Genomic DNA, 18,855 nt, shown 5'->3' with positions numbered 1-18,855 from the left:
GCCGGGGCGTTGTCTGTTTTGTGAGGATTTTTAAGGAGTGTGGGCGATGCCCGACGGAAGGAAATCCGGCGGGCATGTGGTTCATTCGAAGGAGGAAAAATCCGGTTGCCGCTTTTCCACGAAGGCCCGGAAGGCCTCGGACGCTTCGGGCGATTTGAGCCGCTCGGCAAAGCGTTGTCCTTCAGCGGCCATGGTTTCCTTCAGCTGGTTCAGGGTTGGGCGATTCAGCAGCTCTTTGGTGGCGCGAATCGCCGCCGGCGCCTGTTTGGCCAGTTGCGCGCAGACCTCGAGAGCGCGGGCTTCGGTCTCAGCGGGCTCACACACCCGGTTGATCAGGCCCAGGCGGCTTGCCTCGTCTGCGGTAAAGGCTCCGCCCAGCATGAGCAGTTCCGCGGCCCGTGCCCTGCCAATCCAGGAGGGCAATAGCAGGCTCGAGCCGCCTTCCGGGCACAGCCCGAGATTTGCAAAAGGCATCTGGAATCGGGTGTTGGTGCCGGCGAACACAAGATCGCAATGCAGCAGCATGGTGGTTCCGATACCGACTGCCGGGCCGTTAACGGCGGCGACCACGGGTTTTGAGGCCGTTGCCAGCAAGAGCAGAAACCGACCGACCGGCGTTTCCTCGAACGCGCCAGGCAAGCCGGTAGCGAATTCACCCAGGTCGTTGCCGGCGGTAAAGCATTCCTCGTTACCCGTGAACAGGACGCAGCGAATGTCTGCGTCGTTTTCCGCCGCTGCCAGGGCGTCCCCAAGTGCGGTGTACATTGCATGGGTGAGCGCATTCTTTCGATCGAGGCGGTTGATGCGAGCGGTGAGAATGTGATCGGATTTTTTGGTGAGTACGAGGTCTGTCACGGCGCCTCCAGAGATCAGTGTTGTGATTTAATTAGCATGATAGCTTTTTTTCGGCCGGCAATTACAATCTTTCAAACCGGCTAGGCCGTCTGTCGAATCCCTCGCTCACGGGATTTTCTGGTAAACTCTGTTCCCCATTTTTCGATGACACGAAATAACGATATCAAGCTGATGAGGCGCCTATGACCACCGTAATCCGCCAGGACGACCTGATTGAAAGCGTAGCGGACGCGCTGCAGTTCATTTCCTATTACCACCCGAAGGATTTCATTCAGGGTGTGTATGAGGCTTACCAGAAGGAAGAGTCTCAGGCGGCCAAGGACGCCATGGCCCAGATCCTGATCAACTCGCGCATGTGCGCCGAAGGGCACCGGCCCCTGTGTCAGGACACCGGCATCGTGACGGTATTCGTCAACATCGGCATGAATGTCCAGTGGGATTGCGAAATGCCACTGGATGACGTGATCAACGAAGGCGTTCGCCGCGCCTATACCCACCCGGATAACGTGCTGCGCGCCTCGATCCTGGACGATCCGGATGGCAAGCGGAAGAACACCGGTGACAACACCCCGGCCATCATCCACTACAAGATGGTTCCGGGTGACACCGTTGAGGTGCATGTGGCGGCCAAGGGCGGCGGTTCGGAAGCCAAGTCCAAGTTCGCCATGCTGAACCCGTCCGATTCGGTAGTGGACTGGGTTCTGAAGATGGTTCCGCAGATGGGGGCGGGCTGGTGTCCGCCGGGCATGCTGGGCATCGGCATCGGCGGTACCGCCGAAAAGGCGATGGAAATGGCCAAGGAATCCCTGTTGGATCCGATCGACATCCACGATCTGAAAGAGCGCGGTGCGTCGAACCGGGCCGAGGAACTGCGCCTGGAGCTGTTCGACAAGGTGAATGATCTGGGGATCGGTGCCCAGGGCCTGGGCGGCTTGACCACCGTTCTGGACGTGAAGGTCAAAGATTACCCGACCCACGCGGCCAACAAGCCGGTTGCGATCATCCCGAACTGCGCCGCGACCCGCCACGCCCATTTCACCCTGGATGGCACCGGGCCGGCCCTGCAGACGCCGCCGAGCCTGGAAGACTGGCCGGAAATTACCTGGGAAGTGGGTGAAAACGTGCGTCGGGTAAACCTGGACACGGTCACTCCGGAAGATGTGAAGGACTGGCAGCCCGGCGAAACTATCCTGCTGTCCGGCAAGATGCTGACGGGTCGTGACGCGGCCCACAAGAAGATGGTCGACATGATCGAGAAGGGCGAGGAACTGCCGGTCGATCTGAAAGGTCGCTTCATTTATTACGTGGGTCCGGTTGATCCGGTGCGCGAGGAAGTGGTCGGCCCCGCCGGTCCTACCACCGCGACTCGCATGGACAAGTTCACCCATACCATGCTGGAAAAGACCGGTCTGACGGGCATGATCGGCAAGGCCGAACGCGGTCAGGTCGCGATCGATGCGATTCGCGAATTCGGCGCGGTTTATCTGATGGCCGTGGGTGGGTCCGCCTACCTGGTATCCAAAGCCATCAAGAACGCCGAAGTGGTTGCGTTCCCGGAACTGGGAATGGAAGCCATCTACGAATTTGAAGTAGAGGACATGCCAGTTACCGTGGCGGTGGATTCCCGCGGCTCTTCCGTGCACCAGACTGGTCCGGCTGAATGGCATGAGAAGATCATCGCTGCCAAGGCGGTGTAATTCTTAAGCCAGGTAAAAAAGGGTGAAGCCTGAGCTTCACCCTTTTTTTATGCCCGCTCGGTCAGGATGAACAACTGATATTCAGATGTTTGCCCCAGTCTGGGGGCAAAGCGGCGTAGTGCTCGTTTTCAGGCTGTTCGTCGAAGGGGCGTTCAAGAACCTTCAGCAACGCCTTCATCGGTTCGTAGTCCCCGCTCTGGGCCTCCTGAATAACCTGCTGTGCCAGGTAGTTGCGCAAAACGTACTTGGGGTTTACGGAACGCATCGCGCTTTCACGCTCGTCATTGGGGCGGGTCTCATTGTCCAGTCGCTCCTCATAACGCCGCAGCCACTCATCCGCCACACTGCGGTCCACGAACAGGTCGCGGATGGGGGCATTGCCCCGGGAGTGAAGGTTGGAGAGTGCGCGGAAGAACCTTGTGTAATCCACCCGGTGCTCATGCAGCATGCTGAAGGTGTCCATAATCAGCCCCAGATCCGATTCCTGTTCAGCCAGTAAACCCAGCTTGTTGCGCATGTTCTGCAGGAAGCGGGCGTTGTAGGTGATCTCGTAACGGCGCAGCCCCCGGCGCACGTCGTCTTCCTCCATCACGGGTAACAGTGCATTGGCCAGGTACTGGCAGTTGGTGAAGCCAACCTGTGGCTGCCGGTTGTACGCATAGCGGCCGCCCTGGTCGGTGTGGTTGCAGATGTGGCCCGCGTCGAAATCGTCGAGAAAGGCGTAGGGACCGTAGTCAAAGGTGTCGCCGATGATGGACATGTTGTCGCTGTTCATCACCCCGTGGCAGAAGCCCACGGCCTGCCAGTCAGCAATCAGTAGCGCGGTCCGCTCTACCACCTCTTCGAACCAGCGCCGGTGCCGCTCCTCCTGTGGCAGCTTAATCAGGTGCGGGAAGTGCAGAGCAATCACATGCTCGATCAGGGTCTTCACGGTTTCCGGGCCCTCATGGTGGGCCGCAAATTCGAAGTGCCCGAAGCGGATATGGCTTTGGGCAACCCGGACCAGTGCCGCGGCGGTTTCAATGGTTTCCCGACGGACCGGATCCTTCGCACTGATCATGAACAACGCTCGGGTGGTCGGGATCCCTAGCCCGGCCATGGCCTCGCTGCACAGGTACTCCCGAATGGTGGAGCGCAGCACGGCCCGGCCGTCGCCGAAACGTGAGTAGGGCGTGGTGCCGGCCCCTTTGAGGTGCCAGTCCCAGCGCCGGCCGTCCGGGCCAACGGTTTCCCAGAGTAGCAGGCCACGGCCATCACCCAGATCCGGGTTATACATGCCGAACTGGTGCCCGGTGTATTTCATGGCGACCGGGTCCATGCCCTCGAGGAGTTTTGCGCCGGCACCTACCGGTGTCCAATCGTCGGGGTTGTCCGTGTGGAACCCCATGTCGTCGGCGAGCGTTGTGTTGAAACACACCATCCGGGGCGATTGCAGCGGGCTAGGGTGGACCCGTGTGTAGAAACTGTCCGGGAGTTCCAGGTAGCGGTGTTCAACGCGAAAACCGTTGTTGTTCATAAAATGCCTATACTCCCATTGGTACGAATTCTGCTGCTCTCATTATTGGATTCATTAAGGTTGGGAATCAAAACGTGTCTGAACGTGAGCTGAAAAAAACTGTTGATGCCCTGATTAAACAGGAAGCGCTTCCAAACTCTTACGCCAGAACAGTGGAACAGACCATTCTTCCCCTCGTCGACCACATCGTTGCCCTCCGGCGCCGCACGGAAGATGCAATCGTGGTGGGCATTCATGGTGCCCAGGGCACCGGCAAGTCCACCCTGACCCTGTTCCTGAGAGAAATACTCTGTAAACATCGCTTCTGCCCAACCGCCAATTTATCGCTGGATGACATCTACCTTACCAGAGCTGAGCGTCGCGAACTTGCAGACACTGTACATCCCCTTTTTATCACTCGCGGTGTACCGGGGACGCACGATGTAGAGCTGGGTCGCCAGGTCATAGAACAACTTCGCTCCGCCGGGGCCAACGATCAGACTCCAATCCCGGCATTTGACAAGTCGATTGACGACCGGGTTCCTCGCGAGGACTGGCCGGTTTTTCGGGGACGGGCGAGTGTCATCCTGCTTGAGGGGTGGTGTCTCGGCGCACGTCCCGAGCCCGAGGACGCCCTGGATCGGCCCATCAACAGGCTGGAAGCGGATGAAGATGCCCGGGGCGTTTGGCGCCACTACGTCAATGATTGCCTTGAAGGACGTTATCGCCAGCTGTTTGAAGAGATCGACAGCCTGGTGATGCTGAAAGCGCCGTCGATGGAAAGCGTTCAGGAGTGGCGCACGCTGCAGGAACACAAACTCGCGGAAAGAATTCAGAGCGCACCAAAACAGAGCGTTGCCAGAAGTGTCGCACAGGGCCTGTGCATCATGAGTGATGAAGAGGTTCGTCGATTCATTATGCACTATGAGCGCGTTACCCGTTCCTGTCTTCAGGAAATGCCTGAACGGGCGGACGTGTTGATTGAGGTGGCTAAGGACCATTCCCTTGGTTTGCCGAGGTTCCGATTAACCTGACGGAGAATTCCCATGACCAAGCCAAGGCTTCTTATCATCTCGGATCTGGATGGCACACTGCTGAATCACGATAACTATCGATGGGAGGCGGCCCGCCCGGCGTTGGAAAAACTCGAACTCGCCGGCATTCCACTCGTTCTTAACTCCAGCAAGACCGCGCCTGAAATCAGGCGGTTGCGACAGGAACTGGGGAACAGCGCACCCTTCATCGTCGAAAACGGTGCAGCGGTAGTGATTCCGGCCCAAACATTTGGCAATCCGGGCGAGCAGGTGGTGAATTTTGGGGCATCCAGATCCGAGGTTTTGGAAGTGCTGGCGGCTCAAAGGCAGGCGGGTGCCCGGTTTCGGGGCTTCGAGGACATGTCGGCGAAGGAGTTGGCTGACCTGACTGGCCTGGATGACGAATCTGCCCAGATGGCCAAAGACCGTCTCGGTACTGAACCGCTCCTGTGGGAAGGTTCCGAGGATGAGCTGGCGGAGTTTCAGACCGCGTTGAGGGCCGAAAACTTGCGTCTGGTGCAGGGCGGGCGCTTTTATCACGCCATGGGGGTCTTCGATAAAGCGGATGGGGCCCGCTTTTTGCTGGAGAAATACCGTGAGCAGTATGGCGATCAACCGGTGATTGCCATTGCCCTCGGAGACAGCCCCAACGATCAGCAGATGCTGGAGTCGGCGGATATCCCGGTTGTCATTCGCGGTATTCACAGCGACGAGGTGCAGTTGCCTTCGGCCAAGCACGCCATGCGCTCCATCAAACCCGGCCCGGAGGGCTGGAATGAGTGCGTACTCAACCTCCTTTTTGAGTACGGGTACTAATAAAAAGGAGAGCCGCCATGGGCGACTTTTACCAGAATGGCATTATCACGACCCTGCACAACCTGGTTCGCCGGCCAGTGGAGGACCTTGAAGCGGAATTGATGGAGTTCCGCAAGGCCCGACCCATGTCCCTGGTCCTGCCGTCGCTCTATTCCGAGTTGGAAGGGCCGGCACTGAAGAACATCGTGCACGAACTCACCAAAGTGCCGTACCTGGATCAGATCGTCATCGGTCTCGATCGCGCCAACGAAGCGCAGTATCGCCACGCGCTGGAGTACTTTTCCGGTCTGCCGCAAAACTTCAAAGTGCTCTGGAACGATGGCCCGCGCATGCGCGGCATTGATCTCAAATTGCGCGAACAGAACCTGGCGCCCACGGAAATGGGCAAGGGCCGTAATGTCTGGTATTGCTTTGGTTATGTGTTGGCCTCCGGTGTCAGCAAATCGGTCGCGCTTCACGATTGCGACATCCTGACCTATTCCCGGGATCTGGTGGCCCGACTGATCTACCCCGTTGCCAATCCGGGCTTTAACTACATGTTCTGCAAGGGCTACTACGCCCGCGTGGCCGACGCCAAAATGAATGGCCGGGTCAGTCGCCTGCTGGTGACCCCCCTTATTCGTGCCCTCAAGAAGGTGTGCGGCCCAAGCGATTTCCTGGACTACCTCGACAGCTACCGCTATCCCCTTGCCGGTGAGTTTTCCTTCCGGACCGACGTGATCAACGACCTGAGAATTCCCAGCGACTGGGGGCTTGAGATCGGGGTGCTGTCCGAGATGAAGCGGAACTACGCCACCAATCGGTTGTGCCAGGTCGACATTGCGGATGTCTACGACCACAAGCATCAGGAACTCTCTCCGGAAGATGCCAGCCGCGGCCTGTCCAAGATGAGCATGGATATTTCCAAGGCCCTGTTCCGGAAACTGGCCACCAACGGTGAGATTTTCTCCAGCGAGAAGTTCCGGACCATCAAGGCTTCGTATTTCCGGATTGCCCTGGATTTCGTGGAAACTTACCAGAACGACGCCATCATCAATGGCCTCACCTTTGATCGCCACAAGGAAGAGAAGGCCGTGGAACTGTTCGCCCAGAATGTGATGCGAGCAGGCGCTTACTTCCTCGATAACCCCATGGACACACCCTTTATTCCCAGCTGGAACCGGGTTACCAGTGCCATTCCGGACATCAAGGAGCAGTTGTTTGAAGCCGTGGAGCTGGACAACGAGGAGTTCCGCCCATGAACCAGCCGCTCAAGGCAAAGCTGGTTTCGATGCTGGAAGTGGTCTATCCGGCGCTGGATTGTGATTTTCTGGCCGAACAGTTAATGCAAACCATGGGGCTGGCGCCGAATCAGGCGCCGCCCCCGGCACACCAGAATAACTGGGATGAATCGGATATCGTTCTGATCACCTACGCGGACACGGTGCAGAAGGCGGACCAGAAACCCCTGGTGACCTTGCGCCAGTTCCTGAACGATTGCCTGGCGGACACGATTTCAGCGGTGCACATTCTGCCATTTTTCCCGTACAGCTCGGACGACGGGTTTTCGGTGATGGACTATCTGGCCGTGAATGAATCCCACGGCGATTGGGAAGACATCGAAGCCATTTCCAAAGACTACAAACTGATGGCGGACCTGGTGGTCAATCACATGTCCGTCCGGAGTCGCTGGTTCGAAAACTTCCGCAAGCGGGTTGATCCGGGCAAGGACTATTTTTTCGAGGGCAATCCGAAGGATGACCTGAGTGCCGTGGTTCGTCCCCGCACCTCTCCGCTGTTGAATCCGGTGCAGACGGATGACGGTGAGCGCTATGTCTGGTGCACGTTCAGCGAGGACCAGGTGGATCTGAACTTCGCGAACCCCAAGGTGTTGATCGAGTTTGCCGGGATTATCCGCCACTACCTGGAGCGTGGCGTCATCCTGTTCCGCCTGGATGCCGTGGCGTTCCTATGGAAGGAGCCCGGAACACCCTGCATTCATCTGCAGGAAACCCACGAACTCATCAAGATCATGCGATTGCTGATTGAGCACCACAGCCCCGAGGCGGTGGTGATCACTGAAACCAACGTCCCGAACCGCGAAAATCTGACGTACTTTGGCAACGCCAATGAGGCGCACGTCATCTACAATTTCTCGTTGCCGCCGTTGCTGATCAACACCTTGGTAACCGGGGACTGCAAGCACCTGAAAACCTGGCTGATGAGCATGCCGCCGGCGCAGATGGGCACCACTTATCTGAACTTTATTGCGTCCCACGATGGCATCGGCATGCGACCCACCGACGGCCTGTTGACGGAGGAGGAGAAGCAGCGCCTGATCAACACCCTGGATTCGTTCGGTGGCAAGGTCTCTTACCGGCGAACTCCGGATGGCAGGGATCAGCCCTACGAGGTCAATATTGCGCTGTACGATGCCTTGAAGGGGACGGCCGAGACTGGCGCGGACCACTGGCAATTACAGCGATTCCTCTGTGCCCATACGGTTATGCTGGCACTTGAGGGGATTCCGGCGTTCTACATCCACAGCCTTCTGGCCACCGAAAACGACCTGGAGCGCGTGGAAAATACCGGCCGGCTGCGATCCATCAACCGCAGCCAATGGCAACTGGATGAGCTTGAACAGGAACTGGAGAATCCGTTGAGCCATCACAGCAAGGCCTACCATGAGCTGAAGCGACTGATCGCCATTCGCAGGAAACAGCCGGCATTCCATCCCAATGCCACCCAGTTCACCCTGCACCTTGGCCTGCAGGTATTCGGTTTCTGGCGCCAGAGTATGCGCCGGGACCAGTCGATTTTCTGTATTCACAACATCAGCGACGAGGTGCAGCAGATTGCACTGAGCGACATCAACCTGATTGGGACCGATCACTGGCTGGACCTGATCTCGGGCATGACCATTGATGATCTTTCCGGCAGCATTACGCTGAAACCCTATCAAAGCGTCTGGTTGTCCAATCGGGAGTAAGGCAAAATGCCTTCATGCCTGATAAGACTGAAGCACGCAAACCGCGGATACTCCTGCTCTCCGCCTACGACGCCGGCAGCCACCGTCGCTGGCGGGAGCAGCTCGTCGCCAGCCAGGGTAAGTTCGAATGGCACACCCTGGCCCTGCCGCCACGCTTCTTCCGCTGGCGGATTCGCGGTAACGCGCTCACCTGGTTGAACGAACCCCTGTTGCAGCAACGCTGGGATCTGCTATTGGCCACCTCCATGGTGGACCTGGCGTCCATAAAGGGGTTTCACCCTCATCTGGCCAATACGCCGGCACTGCTTTACATGCATGAGAACCAGTTTGCCTACCCGGAGTCCGAGGGGCAGCATGCGAGTGTCGATCCGCAGATGGTGAATCTGTTCAGCGCCACAGCGGCAACGGCAGTGCTGTTCAACAGTGCATGGAACCGGCGGAGTTTCCTGGACGGGGTAGACCGCCTTTACCAGAGGCTGCCCGATGGTGTTCCCGAGGGCTCTCTGGAAAAACTGGCGGACAAATCCCGGGTGCTGCCGGTACCGATCGAGGACCGGTTGTTTGTTCATCGCGCCAAACCATTGGACGGGCGTTGCCCGCACCTGTTGTGGAATCACCGCTGGGAGTATGACAAGGGGCCTGAGCGGCTTCTCTTGCTGCTCGATGCGTTGGTGGATCGCGGGCAGGATTTCCGGGTAAGCGTGGTGGGGGAGCAGTTCCGGCAACAGCCTGTTGAGTTCGACGACATCCTTGAACGCCACGGCGAGCGAATCGTCTATTGGGGGTTCCTGGCCGACCGGGACGAGTACGACAAGCTCCTGGCCACCGCTGATGTTGTGGTCTCCACGGCAATACACGACTTCCAGGGACTCTCGATGTTGGAGGCGATGGCATCGGGGTGCGTTGCCCTGGCTCCCGACCGCCTCGCATACCCCGAATATGTACCCCAGATTCAGCTTTACCCGAGTGTAATCGACAACGCCTTGGAGGAGGCGAACGGTGCCGCAGAGTGTCTGCTGGCAATGCTGAACCAGGGCGCAGAGCCCTATTCACCAGTGCGCTGGAGCCTCGGGAGTCTGGCCAGTGCCTATGAAAATATGCTCATTACAACCCTGGAAAGACATCGGTTATCCTGAACCTATCGTTTAAATGCCGAGATATCAGACATGATGAAAGCAATCAACGTAACCGGTGGCACCCTGAGCTGGGAAGAGTGTGAAAAGAACAATGAGCTGCCGGCGGACCATGTTGAAATCGACGTTGTCTGGACAGCCATCAACCGTGCCGACCTGATGCAGCGCGCTGGCGTGTATCCGCCGCCACCGGGCGCCTCGGACATTCTGGGGCTGGAAGTCAGCGGCCGGATTGCGGCGCTGGGCGAGTCGGTGACGGACTTTGAGGTGGGGCAGGAGGTATGTGCACTGCTCACCGGCGGGGGGTACGCCACCTCGGTCGCCGTTCCGGCGGTACAAGTGTTGCCAGTCCCGAAGGGGTATTCCCTGCGCAAAGCTGCCGCGATTCCGGAAGTCTTCGCCACCGCCTGGCTGAACCTTTACCAGGAAGCTGACCTGAAGCCGGGGGAAAGGGTCCTGTTGCACGCTGCGGCCAGCGGCTTGGGCACCGCGGTCATTCAGTTGGCGACCGCCTTTGGCAATCCGGTCTTTGCGACCGCTGGAGATGCCCATAAACTGGAGATCTGTCAGCAACTGGGTGCCAGTGGGGTGTGGAATCGCAAGGATGGTTCGTTCGTCGATGCGGTGAAGGCCTGGGGCGGCGTCGATATGGTGCTTGATCCCGTCGGCGGCAGCTACATTGCCGAAGACCAGAAAGTCCTGAACGTTGATGGGCGCATTGTGCTGATCGGCCTTCTGGGCGGGCGTTCTGCCGAAGTGGATCTTGGTGTCATGCTGGTGAAGCGTCATCGCCTGATCGGCTCGACGCTCAGGTCACGGACGGTGGAAGACAAGGGCCGTGTGATGCAGGCGCTGCATCGTCACGTCTGGCCGTTGCTTGGCGCCGGTCAGATTGAGCCGCTGATTGATAGCGAGTGGCCGATCACCAAAGTCGACGAAGCCATGGCCCATGTCGCAGAAAACAGGAATACCGGGAAGGTTTTGCTGCAAGTTGCAGAGTAACCCTCCTGGTTCCTTGTGCTGGGGGCCGTCAGTCGGCGATATGGATTAATTGCTTGCCGAAATTCCTGCCCTTGAGCATGCCTTTGAACGCATCAACGGCGTTTTCCAGTCCCTCTGCGACGGTCTCCCGGTACTTGAGTTCACCGGAGGCAATCCGGGAAGCCAGGATGTTGGTGATCTCCTGGTGTTTGTCCTGCCATTCCGTCACGAGGAAAAAGCGGTGTTCCGGAACCGGATCCAACGCTTTGAGCACGTCAAAGGGGGTTTCCACGCTGGCCATGTCGGTCGCGTTGTAGGCTGAGACATACCCGCAGATGGGGACCCTGGCGCCATCGTTCAACAGCGGCGCGACCGCGCGCGTGACGGCGCCCCCCACGTTTTCGAAGTAGATATCGATGCCGTTCGGGCAGGCGGCCTTGAGGTCCGCGTCGAGGTTGCCGGCCTTGTAGTCGACACAGGCATCGAACCCCAGTTCGTTCACAACGAAGTCGCATTTCTCGGGACCGCCGGCTACGCCGACGACGCGGCAGCCTTCGCTTTTGGCGGTTTGCCCGACGACGGTACCCACCGGGCCGGACGCCGCAGAGACAACCACGGTTTCACCCTTTTGAGGCTTGCCCACGTACATCAGGCCACAGTACCCGGTGCGTCCGGGCATGCCCGCAACACCAAGGTAGGTCTGCAGGGGAACATTATCCTTCTGGTCAATCTTGTAGACCATCGGCGCGTCAGCAGGGAAGGTCACGTATTCCTGCCAGCCTGAATAACAGGTCACTAGGTCACCTTCCTTGAGTTTGTCCGAGCGCGATTCGACGATTCGGGCGACACTCTCACCAACGATGGGCTCGTCAATCCCGATGGGGTCCATGTAGCCCTTTGCGTCGTTCATGCGAGGGCGCATGTAAGGGTCCAGTGAGAGCCAAAGGACCTGCGCAACGACTTCGCCGTCGCCGGGGGCTCTCACAGGGCGTTGTTCCAACACCAGATCACCGTCCTGGATTTCGCCTTGAGGACGCTGTTTGAGCACGACGGCTCGGTTCTTGTGTTCGCTCACAGTCATCTCCGGTTGCATAATGAAACCAGATTAGGGTGCAGCAGAAACGTCCTGTGGTCAACCTCTCATCCCGGGATGTCACTTAAGTCCATGGGGTTACATTCATTTTTACGGTGGTTATAATCGCTCCTGCGCTCAGGAGGAGCGAGGACGTCACATTTTCTTCAAGGACTGAAGACATGCCCCAGGCAAGCGGATTGCAGTTCACCGCCCGTGTTGGTGAGCTCCCCCCAGACTTATTCGCCGTGGTCGGTTTTGTGCTGACCGAAGGCCTCTCCGAACGGTTTCATGGCCACGTGCAGCTGGCCAGCACCGATCCGTCACTGTGCGCCCGGGATCTGCTCGAGCAGAGCGTGGATCTGGTGGTCTGGCAGGACAGCCAGCCACTGCGTCGCTTTACCGGCGTGATCAGTGAATTCACCCGCGGCGAGACCGGCCACCGCCGCACCCGCTACGAGGTCATCATCCAGCCGCCCCCGTGGCGCCTGGGGCTGATGCAGAACAGCCGCATCTTCCAGACCCAGGGCCCTGATGCCATTGTGCGCACACTGCTTGAGGAGCGGGGCCTGGTGAATTCCGTGTTCGACCTCAAGCGCCCCCCGGCGGAGCGGGAGTACTGCGTCCAGCACCGGGAGACCGATCTGGCGTTTGTGGAACGGCTGGCGGCGGAAGAGGGCTGGCACTACCGTTACCAGCACGGCAGCGTGGACGGCTCGGAGCAACCCGCCCTGATCCTGGCCGATCACCACGGCGATGCCCCCAGGCTGGAGGCCGTCGGCTACAACAGCAACGCCGGCGGCAGCGCCCGGCAACCGGCGGTCTTCCGGTTCCGGTACGAGGAACGGGTGAGGGCGGCCTCCGTGGCGATGAAGGATTACACCTTCCGGAACCCGGCCTACGCGCTGATGCACGAGCAGGGGGCCCTTGCGCCCCACCACCGGGACGACTACCAGCACTTTGACTACCCGGGCCGGTTCAAGGGCGACGCCAGTGGCCGGCCGTTCACCGAGGCCCGACTGGAAGCACTTCGCAACGACGCCAGCACCGGCCAGGGCGAAAGCAACCGGCCGGACTTTACCGCCGGTGCCCGCGTCGCACTTAGCGACCACGACAATGCCGAGCTGAACCGGGACTGGCTGCTGACCACCGTCACCCACCAGGGCAGACAGCCCCAGGCGCTGGAAGAGGAGGGCGGGACCGACCCGACCACCTATCACAACGCCTTCAGCGTCATTCCGGCGGACCGGACCTGGCGGCCACGGTGCGAGCACCGGCCCTTGATGGATGGTCCCCAAGTGGCACAGGTCACCGGCCCCGAAGGGGAAGAGATTCACTGCGACGAACACGGCCGGGTCAAGGTGCGGTTTCCGTGGGACCGCTATGCCCGCAACGACGAACACGCCAGCGCCTGGCTACGGGTCAGCCAGGGCTGGGCCGGCGGCCAGTATGGGTTCATGGCGCTGCCGAGGGTCGGCCACGAGGTGATCGTCTCCTTCCTGGACGGCGATCCGGACCAGCCGATCATCACCGGTCGCACCCATCACGCCACCAACAAACCGCCGTATTCGCTGCCGGCGCACAAGACCCGAACCACCCTGAAAACCCAGACCCACAAAGGGGAGGGTAGTAACGAGCTGCGGTTCGAGGACGAAGCCGGCCAGGAGCAGGTCTTCGTCCATGCCCAGAGGGACCTGGACCTGCTCATCCAGAACAACCGGACTGACGTCATCATCAATGACAGCCATCTCACGGTAGAAGGCGATAGCCGCAGTCGCGTCATGGGCAACGATCACTGTTCCTACGAGGGCGAATCACGTGACGTCGTTGGCGGAGACTGTTACCAGGCCATAGCCGGCACAGTGCATACCAAAACAGGGAGCGTCTACGCCAGCGAGGCAGGACGGGAAGTTCATCACAGGGCTGGAGCAAAAGTCATTCTAGACGCGGGAACGGAACTCACCATTGCCGGCGGAGGCAGCTTCATCAAACTGGATGCCAGTGGTGTAACGCTGAGTGGGCCCGGTATCAAGATCAACTCCGGTGGTTCACCGGGGAGCGGAGCAGCCATTCAAACGGGCACGCCCGATCTGCCTTCATTTTTTTCCAATGAGGAGGGTAAGGTTGCCGCCCCGCAATCGCTTCCGGCCGCAAACCAGAGAGCCAACGCGGACACGGAGTCCTTCACATTTGGCGGCCATGAGAAACCAACGAGGGAACTCATCGTTGACGTTGTCGGTGGCAAGCCGGCCAAAGAAGACATTGTCGTGACCAAAGCCGGTGCGGAGGGCGGCAAACCATGACTGATACGCTGAGTTTCAACGACGAAAGCCTTGAACGTTCAGTCCGACGCCGCGCGACCTATGACGACTCCGAACCGGGAGACTTAATGCTGTCGGTTGCCAAGCGAGCGGGCGGAACCATCAAACTACCCCTGCTGTTGGGTGCGCGGTCAAACATCGAGCAGGAGGTACACCAGGAAAACACGCTGCTTCGGATAAAACCGCTGGCTGAAATCGCCAGTAACCGGCCTGTTCAGTCGGGAGGCCTGACTTTCCATACCGGTCGAGGGGTGGCGTTGCTGCGACCGGGATTTTTATACGTGTTTCGGGGCGATACTCTGTGGCGGGAGCTGGAGATCGATGCCGAGGGATTGATGAGCGATATCGACCTACCCAGTCTGCGCAAGGCACAGACTGGATCGAAAGAGTCGGGCAGCGTTCCGAGGAAAAGCGAGGGCGAGTGGCTGTCAGACTTCCTGGTGCCAGTGTTGTTGCAGGGACGGGCGGTCATCAATGAGATTCGCATCGCCTACAGCGAGGTGCAGTGGGACTGGTCATACGTCCGCCACCTTGAGGGCGATGCGGCAGCCAGACGCGCCAGAACGAGTGCTATTGACCACGCCTGGCCGGCTGCCTCTGTCGACGAATTGAGGTTTGATAAAGGCTACCCCGCCTCGAACATCAAACACGTGGACGACTTGCGCCCCCGGGATCTGGGGGTTGAGCTCATGCTGGCCAATCCAAGCGACTTCTCACCGGCGTTTGAAGCGCCGGGCGACGATGAGCTCTGTTCTCGCCTGAATCGACGACTGGTGCAGATCGCCGGTGACGAGGCCCAGGATACAGTGGGCATGGACCTCAAGGTCGAACCAGAAACAGATTCCCTGGCAGATATTCGTGATCAGGCAGGTCTGGTGTGCGTCTCCATACCGGACCCACTGTTCAGCCTGCGGCATTCCCTCGCCCAACTGCATCTTGCACTGCATTATCTCGACGCCGTGGATGAGTCCATTCAGGAAAACCCAATGGTCCACTCCGCCATGCTGATCCGGCAGGCGGTCTTCGATCCTCTGGCGCTGAATGGCGAGAGCCGTTTGCAGAAGTACGCGGATGTCATCGATCGGGAAAAACTCGACCATGTTCTGGAGACGGGGGAGAAACAGGCTGCGATCAAGATCATTGATCGCCATGTGGCGCAGTTGAAAACCTGGATGCACAGCCCTTTGTTGGCGGCGGTACTGGATGATTATCGCAGGTGCTCCGACCTGGCAATCTGCGAGGGGTATTTGCTGATCGCAGACAAACTGACTGTGTTACAGCAGGTTCCCGGCGTCATGCGGGCAAACGGCATTGCGCCTGATGACGAACTGCTCAGCAGCCTGAAACGATGGATTCTGGATAGCGAATTCTTGACCGCATGGGCACCACAACCCGAAGGCGGCAACGACGAACGCGGAGCCCAGCCCTCACACTTTCAGACGCTTAATAGATTGATTAAAGATCAGACGGAGATCACGGAAGACCAGTTGGATCGGCTTAATCTCCAGTCTCTGGCCTATCTGGAACGGCAGCTGAAGGCTCGTGAGGACAGCGAACAGAGTATCGCCAAAGGCATTTCCGATGGCGGTAAAGTGTCGGCGATGGTGGCACGCTCGCTGGAAGAGTGGAGTACGGCAGTGCTGACGGTCTGTAAACGTCTCATTGAGGAAGGCGAAGTCCGTCAGGTTGAGATACAACGTGTCATGCAGGCTGCGGTTTCCAACTTAGTGCTCGCCGATCCCGACCTCGAAGGGATCCATATTGTGTCGCGCGGGGGAGTCGATTCCAGCGGCACGATCCTGGGGGTGCAGGGCGCGGGCTTGCAGCGCGGATTGACCGACTTTGACCGAACGGAAGGCGTGCTCACCCGCAAAAATGACTACCTGTATGCCGACCTGATGAATGGCCAAGGCGAGCTGAAAGGCTCAACCAGTCCCGCGCGAGCCTCGGACGAACTGGAGGCCACCCTACAGAAAATGGCAGGCCCTGCTCTGGTGTTCTACGCGCCGGCAGGCCACCCAGAGGCCGCCAAGCTGAGCCTGCTGAAGGTTGATTTCGCCAAGCGCGTGGGGGCCATTGTGGATGGACCTGCAGTTTCTCGCGGGTTGGTCGTGTTGGCAGCGTTTAATGTTTTCGTGGAATTCCGGTCACTGATGAACGTATTAAACAAGAGGGATAAGGGGTGGCCCTTGGTCGCGGCGAAGCTGACTGGTGCCGCCGTCGATCTCACGGCTGCATCGCTTAAACTCAGCCAGATCCTTGGAGATATGGGGCGATTGGAGCCAGAGCGTTCCGCTACTTATCGAATAGCCGCAAGGCCATTATTCGACGTCAAGAACTGGTTCCTGATCGGTCGACGTCTGCAGCATCTCGGGGCTCAAACCCTGGTTCGAACGGTCAGTCTGGCAAGTTTCGTGGCTGGCGCTGTGGGAGTGGGCCTAAGCTATTGGGAAATGCGACTAAGCCATGCAAACAAAGATTTTGATGCGGCAACCGGGCATGCGATTGCGCTAACCGGAGGGATGATTTTTCTGGCCCATCCTTTGATGGCGTCGCTTTTGGCTATACCTGGCTGGGGCTGGGCAGTATTGGGCATGGGAATGATTCTGGGAGGGGGGCTGTACGCTTCTAGTAGTACCGATGATCCTTTCGAGCAGTTGCTTAAGCGCGGACCATGGGGAACTTATCCGGGGGAAAAAAAAGGGCAGAAAGCCTACTACAGTCAACTGCTTACTTTGTTATCGCCGGTTTCAGTCAGCGTTCAGAAGTACGCCGATATCGCAAAGGATCCTGCGCTTATGAATCCTGGTTTCCCACCGGCACCCGAAGACTACGTGGTGACCATCGAGAGCGCTCTTACTAGCCGGTTTCAGCTATATCATGACCGAAGCCCGCATTTGCCAGAGAAACCCTTTAATCTGGTGGTTCAGGAGGTAGCATACGTATCGTCTACGGTTGATACCTCCAATGCGACAGGCGCCGTGGTGGGTACACGTATGCGGCGATCGACACCTCTAAGGAAGGTTGTGGCCCGGCAATCAGTTCCGCACAGGTCTGCCGCGCGCTTTCTGGTGAAAAGGGAGCTCCAGGAAACGCAGTACAGCAGCTGGGGATATCAAGAGTCAGTTTCAATAAGTCTGAGAGTGGGGCTGCAGGCTGTTATTGATACTGAACTGGGGCCGGTTGTATTTCCTGCTCCAGTATTCGAGGAGTACGAGCCGTTTGAGTTGTCACGTCACGGCACTCCTCCGGTAAAAGAAAGATCAGTGCTCACCCCTTTTTCCCAACCAGTGTCACCCTATTGGTTTTTCACAGAGGTAGAAGTATGAGCAAAGGAGAGGTTGCGTCAGAATTTACTGGAACCGCGTTCAGTAAGGCCAGCATTCAAGCACTCCCCGCCAGCTCTAAAAAACGTTCGCGGTTAGGAGACGAGTTGCAGCAGTTTGGTGAGTATGCGCACGTAAATCCCTACTACCGGACCGTACAGGACATTGAGGTCGTTCAGAGCCATGAGCGGGAGGACCCTGAATTTAGAGACGAAGACTGGTGGTGGAATCACCAAAAAATAGGGTTTCTGAATGGTAAGCAGGGTTTGAAGGCTTTGATCCTTGTAATACCGTTCGCCTGGATTCTGTTGTTGTGGCTCGGTGGCCCGGGCGTGATGATTTGGGTTCTCTACGAGCTCGAATCTGTCCGCCAGCTTCCGGGATTTCTGGTTGCGACCTTCGTGTTGGTTTTCGCATTTGGATGGATAGCCTTTGCCATCTGGGCGACTCCCTACACGACCAATTGGTTGATGAGTCGCGGTGTTGCCTTCTTTCTTAAACCGTTTGAGAAGGCCCTGAGTAACTGGTTGGACAACACTCTGGATGACGGTTACAGCGAATTTGACAGGGTCACTGGGCAAGTACGTTTTGCTCTCGGGCGTGGTCGAATTTTTGAGGCTCCGTTCGTCGAATTCGATGCTTATGCGGAACGAATAATCCAGCATGGCGGGATTTTTTACCGTCTAATGCTGGTGCACCGGTACACTCAAAAGACCTTCAATCAAACGTCCCTGAGCAATATTGAAGCTCAGAAAACCGAGGTGCAGGCATTGTGGGACATGCTGCAACGCTTCATGGACGTCAGCGAACCTCTGCCGGATGTTCCGCGTTTCGAACCGTTCCGGCACCTTGATCCGGTCACGGTGGAAAGCGATAAACGAACAGGTCGGCATCCCCGCTACTGGAGGGACCTGGACCAGGCAGACTGGATCCAGAGCGAGGGCGCGGAGATGTTCCGGAAACAACGGGAGTTTCCCTGGGGGCGACGCCGGTGCCAATTAACCCCCCAACTGGGTAAAGTGTCGATGGCTGAGTATCGGGAGATGCGACCGTCGACCGCGTGGCGGATCTAGTATCGGGAGGTGTTCTGCAGGTTTGGATAGGGAGTGTTCGTCTGCATGAAAACGGTGGTATTTTTTTCATTGGCTCAAGCCGAT

General features: G+C 58.3%; 13 protein-coding genes. 10 read left to right on the top strand and 3 right to left on the bottom strand.

From position 1 onward, the window contains the following. Positions 1 to 81: 81 nt before the first annotated feature. On the bottom strand, positions 82 to 855 hold the full coding sequence (locus tag KXD86_RS16635; protein WP_218637286.1) for an enoyl-CoA hydratase: 774 nt from the start codon (positions 853 to 855) through the stop codon (positions 82 to 84). Positions 856 to 1,037: 182 nt separating this feature from the next. Between KXD86_RS16635 and KXD86_RS16630 the strand changes: the two genes are divergently transcribed. Beyond that, complete coding sequence (locus KXD86_RS16630; RefSeq protein WP_218637285.1) at positions 1,038 to 2,552, top strand: fumarate hydratase; 1,515 nt, start codon at positions 1,038 to 1,040, stop codon at positions 2,550 to 2,552. Between the two features lie 61 nt (positions 2,553 to 2,613). On the opposite strand, the gene KXD86_RS16625 is transcribed toward KXD86_RS16630, so the two are convergent. Next, entirely contained in the window at positions 2,614 to 4,068 is a 1,455-nt protein-coding gene (locus KXD86_RS16625; protein ID WP_218637284.1) for a protein adenylyltransferase SelO, read from the bottom strand. A 74-nt stretch (positions 4,069 to 4,142) separates the two neighbouring features. Here KXD86_RS16625 and KXD86_RS16620 point away from each other — a divergent pair, with 74 nt between their 5' ends. Genes KXD86_RS16620 through KXD86_RS16595 form a run of 6 tightly spaced genes read left to right on the top strand, consistent with a single transcriptional unit; the run spans position 4,143 to position 11,000 of the window. Next, positions 4,143 to 5,081 carry a hypothetical protein gene (locus KXD86_RS16620; protein WP_218637283.1) on the top strand — a complete coding sequence of 313 codons (939 nt, stop codon included), beginning with the start codon at positions 4,143 to 4,145 and terminating at the stop codon, positions 5,079 to 5,081. A 12-nt stretch (positions 5,082 to 5,093) separates the two neighbouring features. After that, positions 5,094 to 5,897 carry an HAD-IIB family hydrolase gene (locus KXD86_RS16615; RefSeq protein WP_218637282.1) on the top strand — a complete coding sequence of 268 codons (804 nt, stop codon included), beginning with the start codon at positions 5,094 to 5,096 and terminating at the stop codon, positions 5,895 to 5,897. Positions 5,898 to 5,914: 17 nt separating this feature from the next. Beyond that, the gene (locus KXD86_RS16610) at positions 5,915 to 7,138 is read left to right on the top strand and encodes a glycosyltransferase family protein (RefSeq protein ID WP_218637281.1); all 1,224 of its coding nucleotides are present in this window, start codon (positions 5,915 to 5,917) and stop codon (positions 7,136 to 7,138) included. Next, positions 7,135 to 8,865: a sugar phosphorylase gene (locus KXD86_RS16605; protein ID WP_218637280.1), complete on the top strand. Its 1,731-nt coding sequence runs from the start codon at positions 7,135 to 7,137 to the stop codon at positions 8,863 to 8,865. Before KXD86_RS16610 ends, KXD86_RS16605 begins: the two co-directional genes overlap by 4 nt. Positions 8,866 to 8,879: 14 nt before the next feature. Beyond that, the gene (locus tag KXD86_RS16600) at positions 8,880 to 10,001 is read left to right on the top strand and encodes a tRNA-queuosine alpha-mannosyltransferase domain-containing protein (protein ID WP_218637279.1); all 1,122 of its coding nucleotides are present in this window, start codon (positions 8,880 to 8,882) and stop codon (positions 9,999 to 10,001) included. 33 nt (positions 10,002 to 10,034) lie between these two features. After that, complete coding sequence (locus tag KXD86_RS16595; RefSeq protein ID WP_376770988.1) at positions 10,035 to 11,000, top strand: NAD(P)H-quinone oxidoreductase; 966 nt, start codon at positions 10,035 to 10,037, stop codon at positions 10,998 to 11,000. A gap of 28 nt (positions 11,001 to 11,028) precedes the next feature. Here KXD86_RS16595 and KXD86_RS16590 read toward each other — a convergent pair whose 3' ends face one another. Beyond that, entirely contained in the window at positions 11,029 to 12,060 is a 1,032-nt protein-coding gene (locus KXD86_RS16590; protein WP_228739649.1) for an NADP-dependent oxidoreductase, read from the bottom strand. A 173-nt stretch (positions 12,061 to 12,233) separates the two neighbouring features. On the opposite strand from KXD86_RS16590, the gene KXD86_RS16585 reads away from it, so the two are divergent. From KXD86_RS16585 to KXD86_RS16575, 3 genes are read left to right on the top strand one after another with little or no spacing between them, the layout of a single operon-like run. Further along, positions 12,234 to 14,354: a type VI secretion system Vgr family protein gene (locus tag KXD86_RS16585; protein ID WP_218637276.1), complete on the top strand. Its 2,121-nt coding sequence runs from the start codon at positions 12,234 to 12,236 to the stop codon at positions 14,352 to 14,354. Then, on the top strand, positions 14,351 to 17,701 hold the full coding sequence (locus KXD86_RS16580; RefSeq protein ID WP_218637275.1) for a toxin VasX: 3,351 nt from the start codon (positions 14,351 to 14,353) through the stop codon (positions 17,699 to 17,701). Before KXD86_RS16585 ends, KXD86_RS16580 begins: the two co-directional genes overlap by 4 nt. After that, positions 17,698 to 18,771 (top strand): hypothetical protein, encoded by a 1,074-nt coding sequence (locus tag KXD86_RS16575; RefSeq protein WP_218637274.1) that lies wholly within the window; start codon positions 17,698 to 17,700, stop codon positions 18,769 to 18,771. Before KXD86_RS16580 ends, KXD86_RS16575 begins: the two co-directional genes overlap by 4 nt. Positions 18,772 to 18,855: the final 84 nt, after the last annotated feature.

Source organism: Marinobacter arenosus, from assembly GCF_019264345.1.
Lineage (GTDB): Bacteria > Pseudomonadota > Gammaproteobacteria > Pseudomonadales > Oleiphilaceae > Marinobacter > Marinobacter arenosus.
Note: the sequence above shows the minus strand (reverse complement) of the source record. Positions and strands in the feature narration are given on the sequence as shown.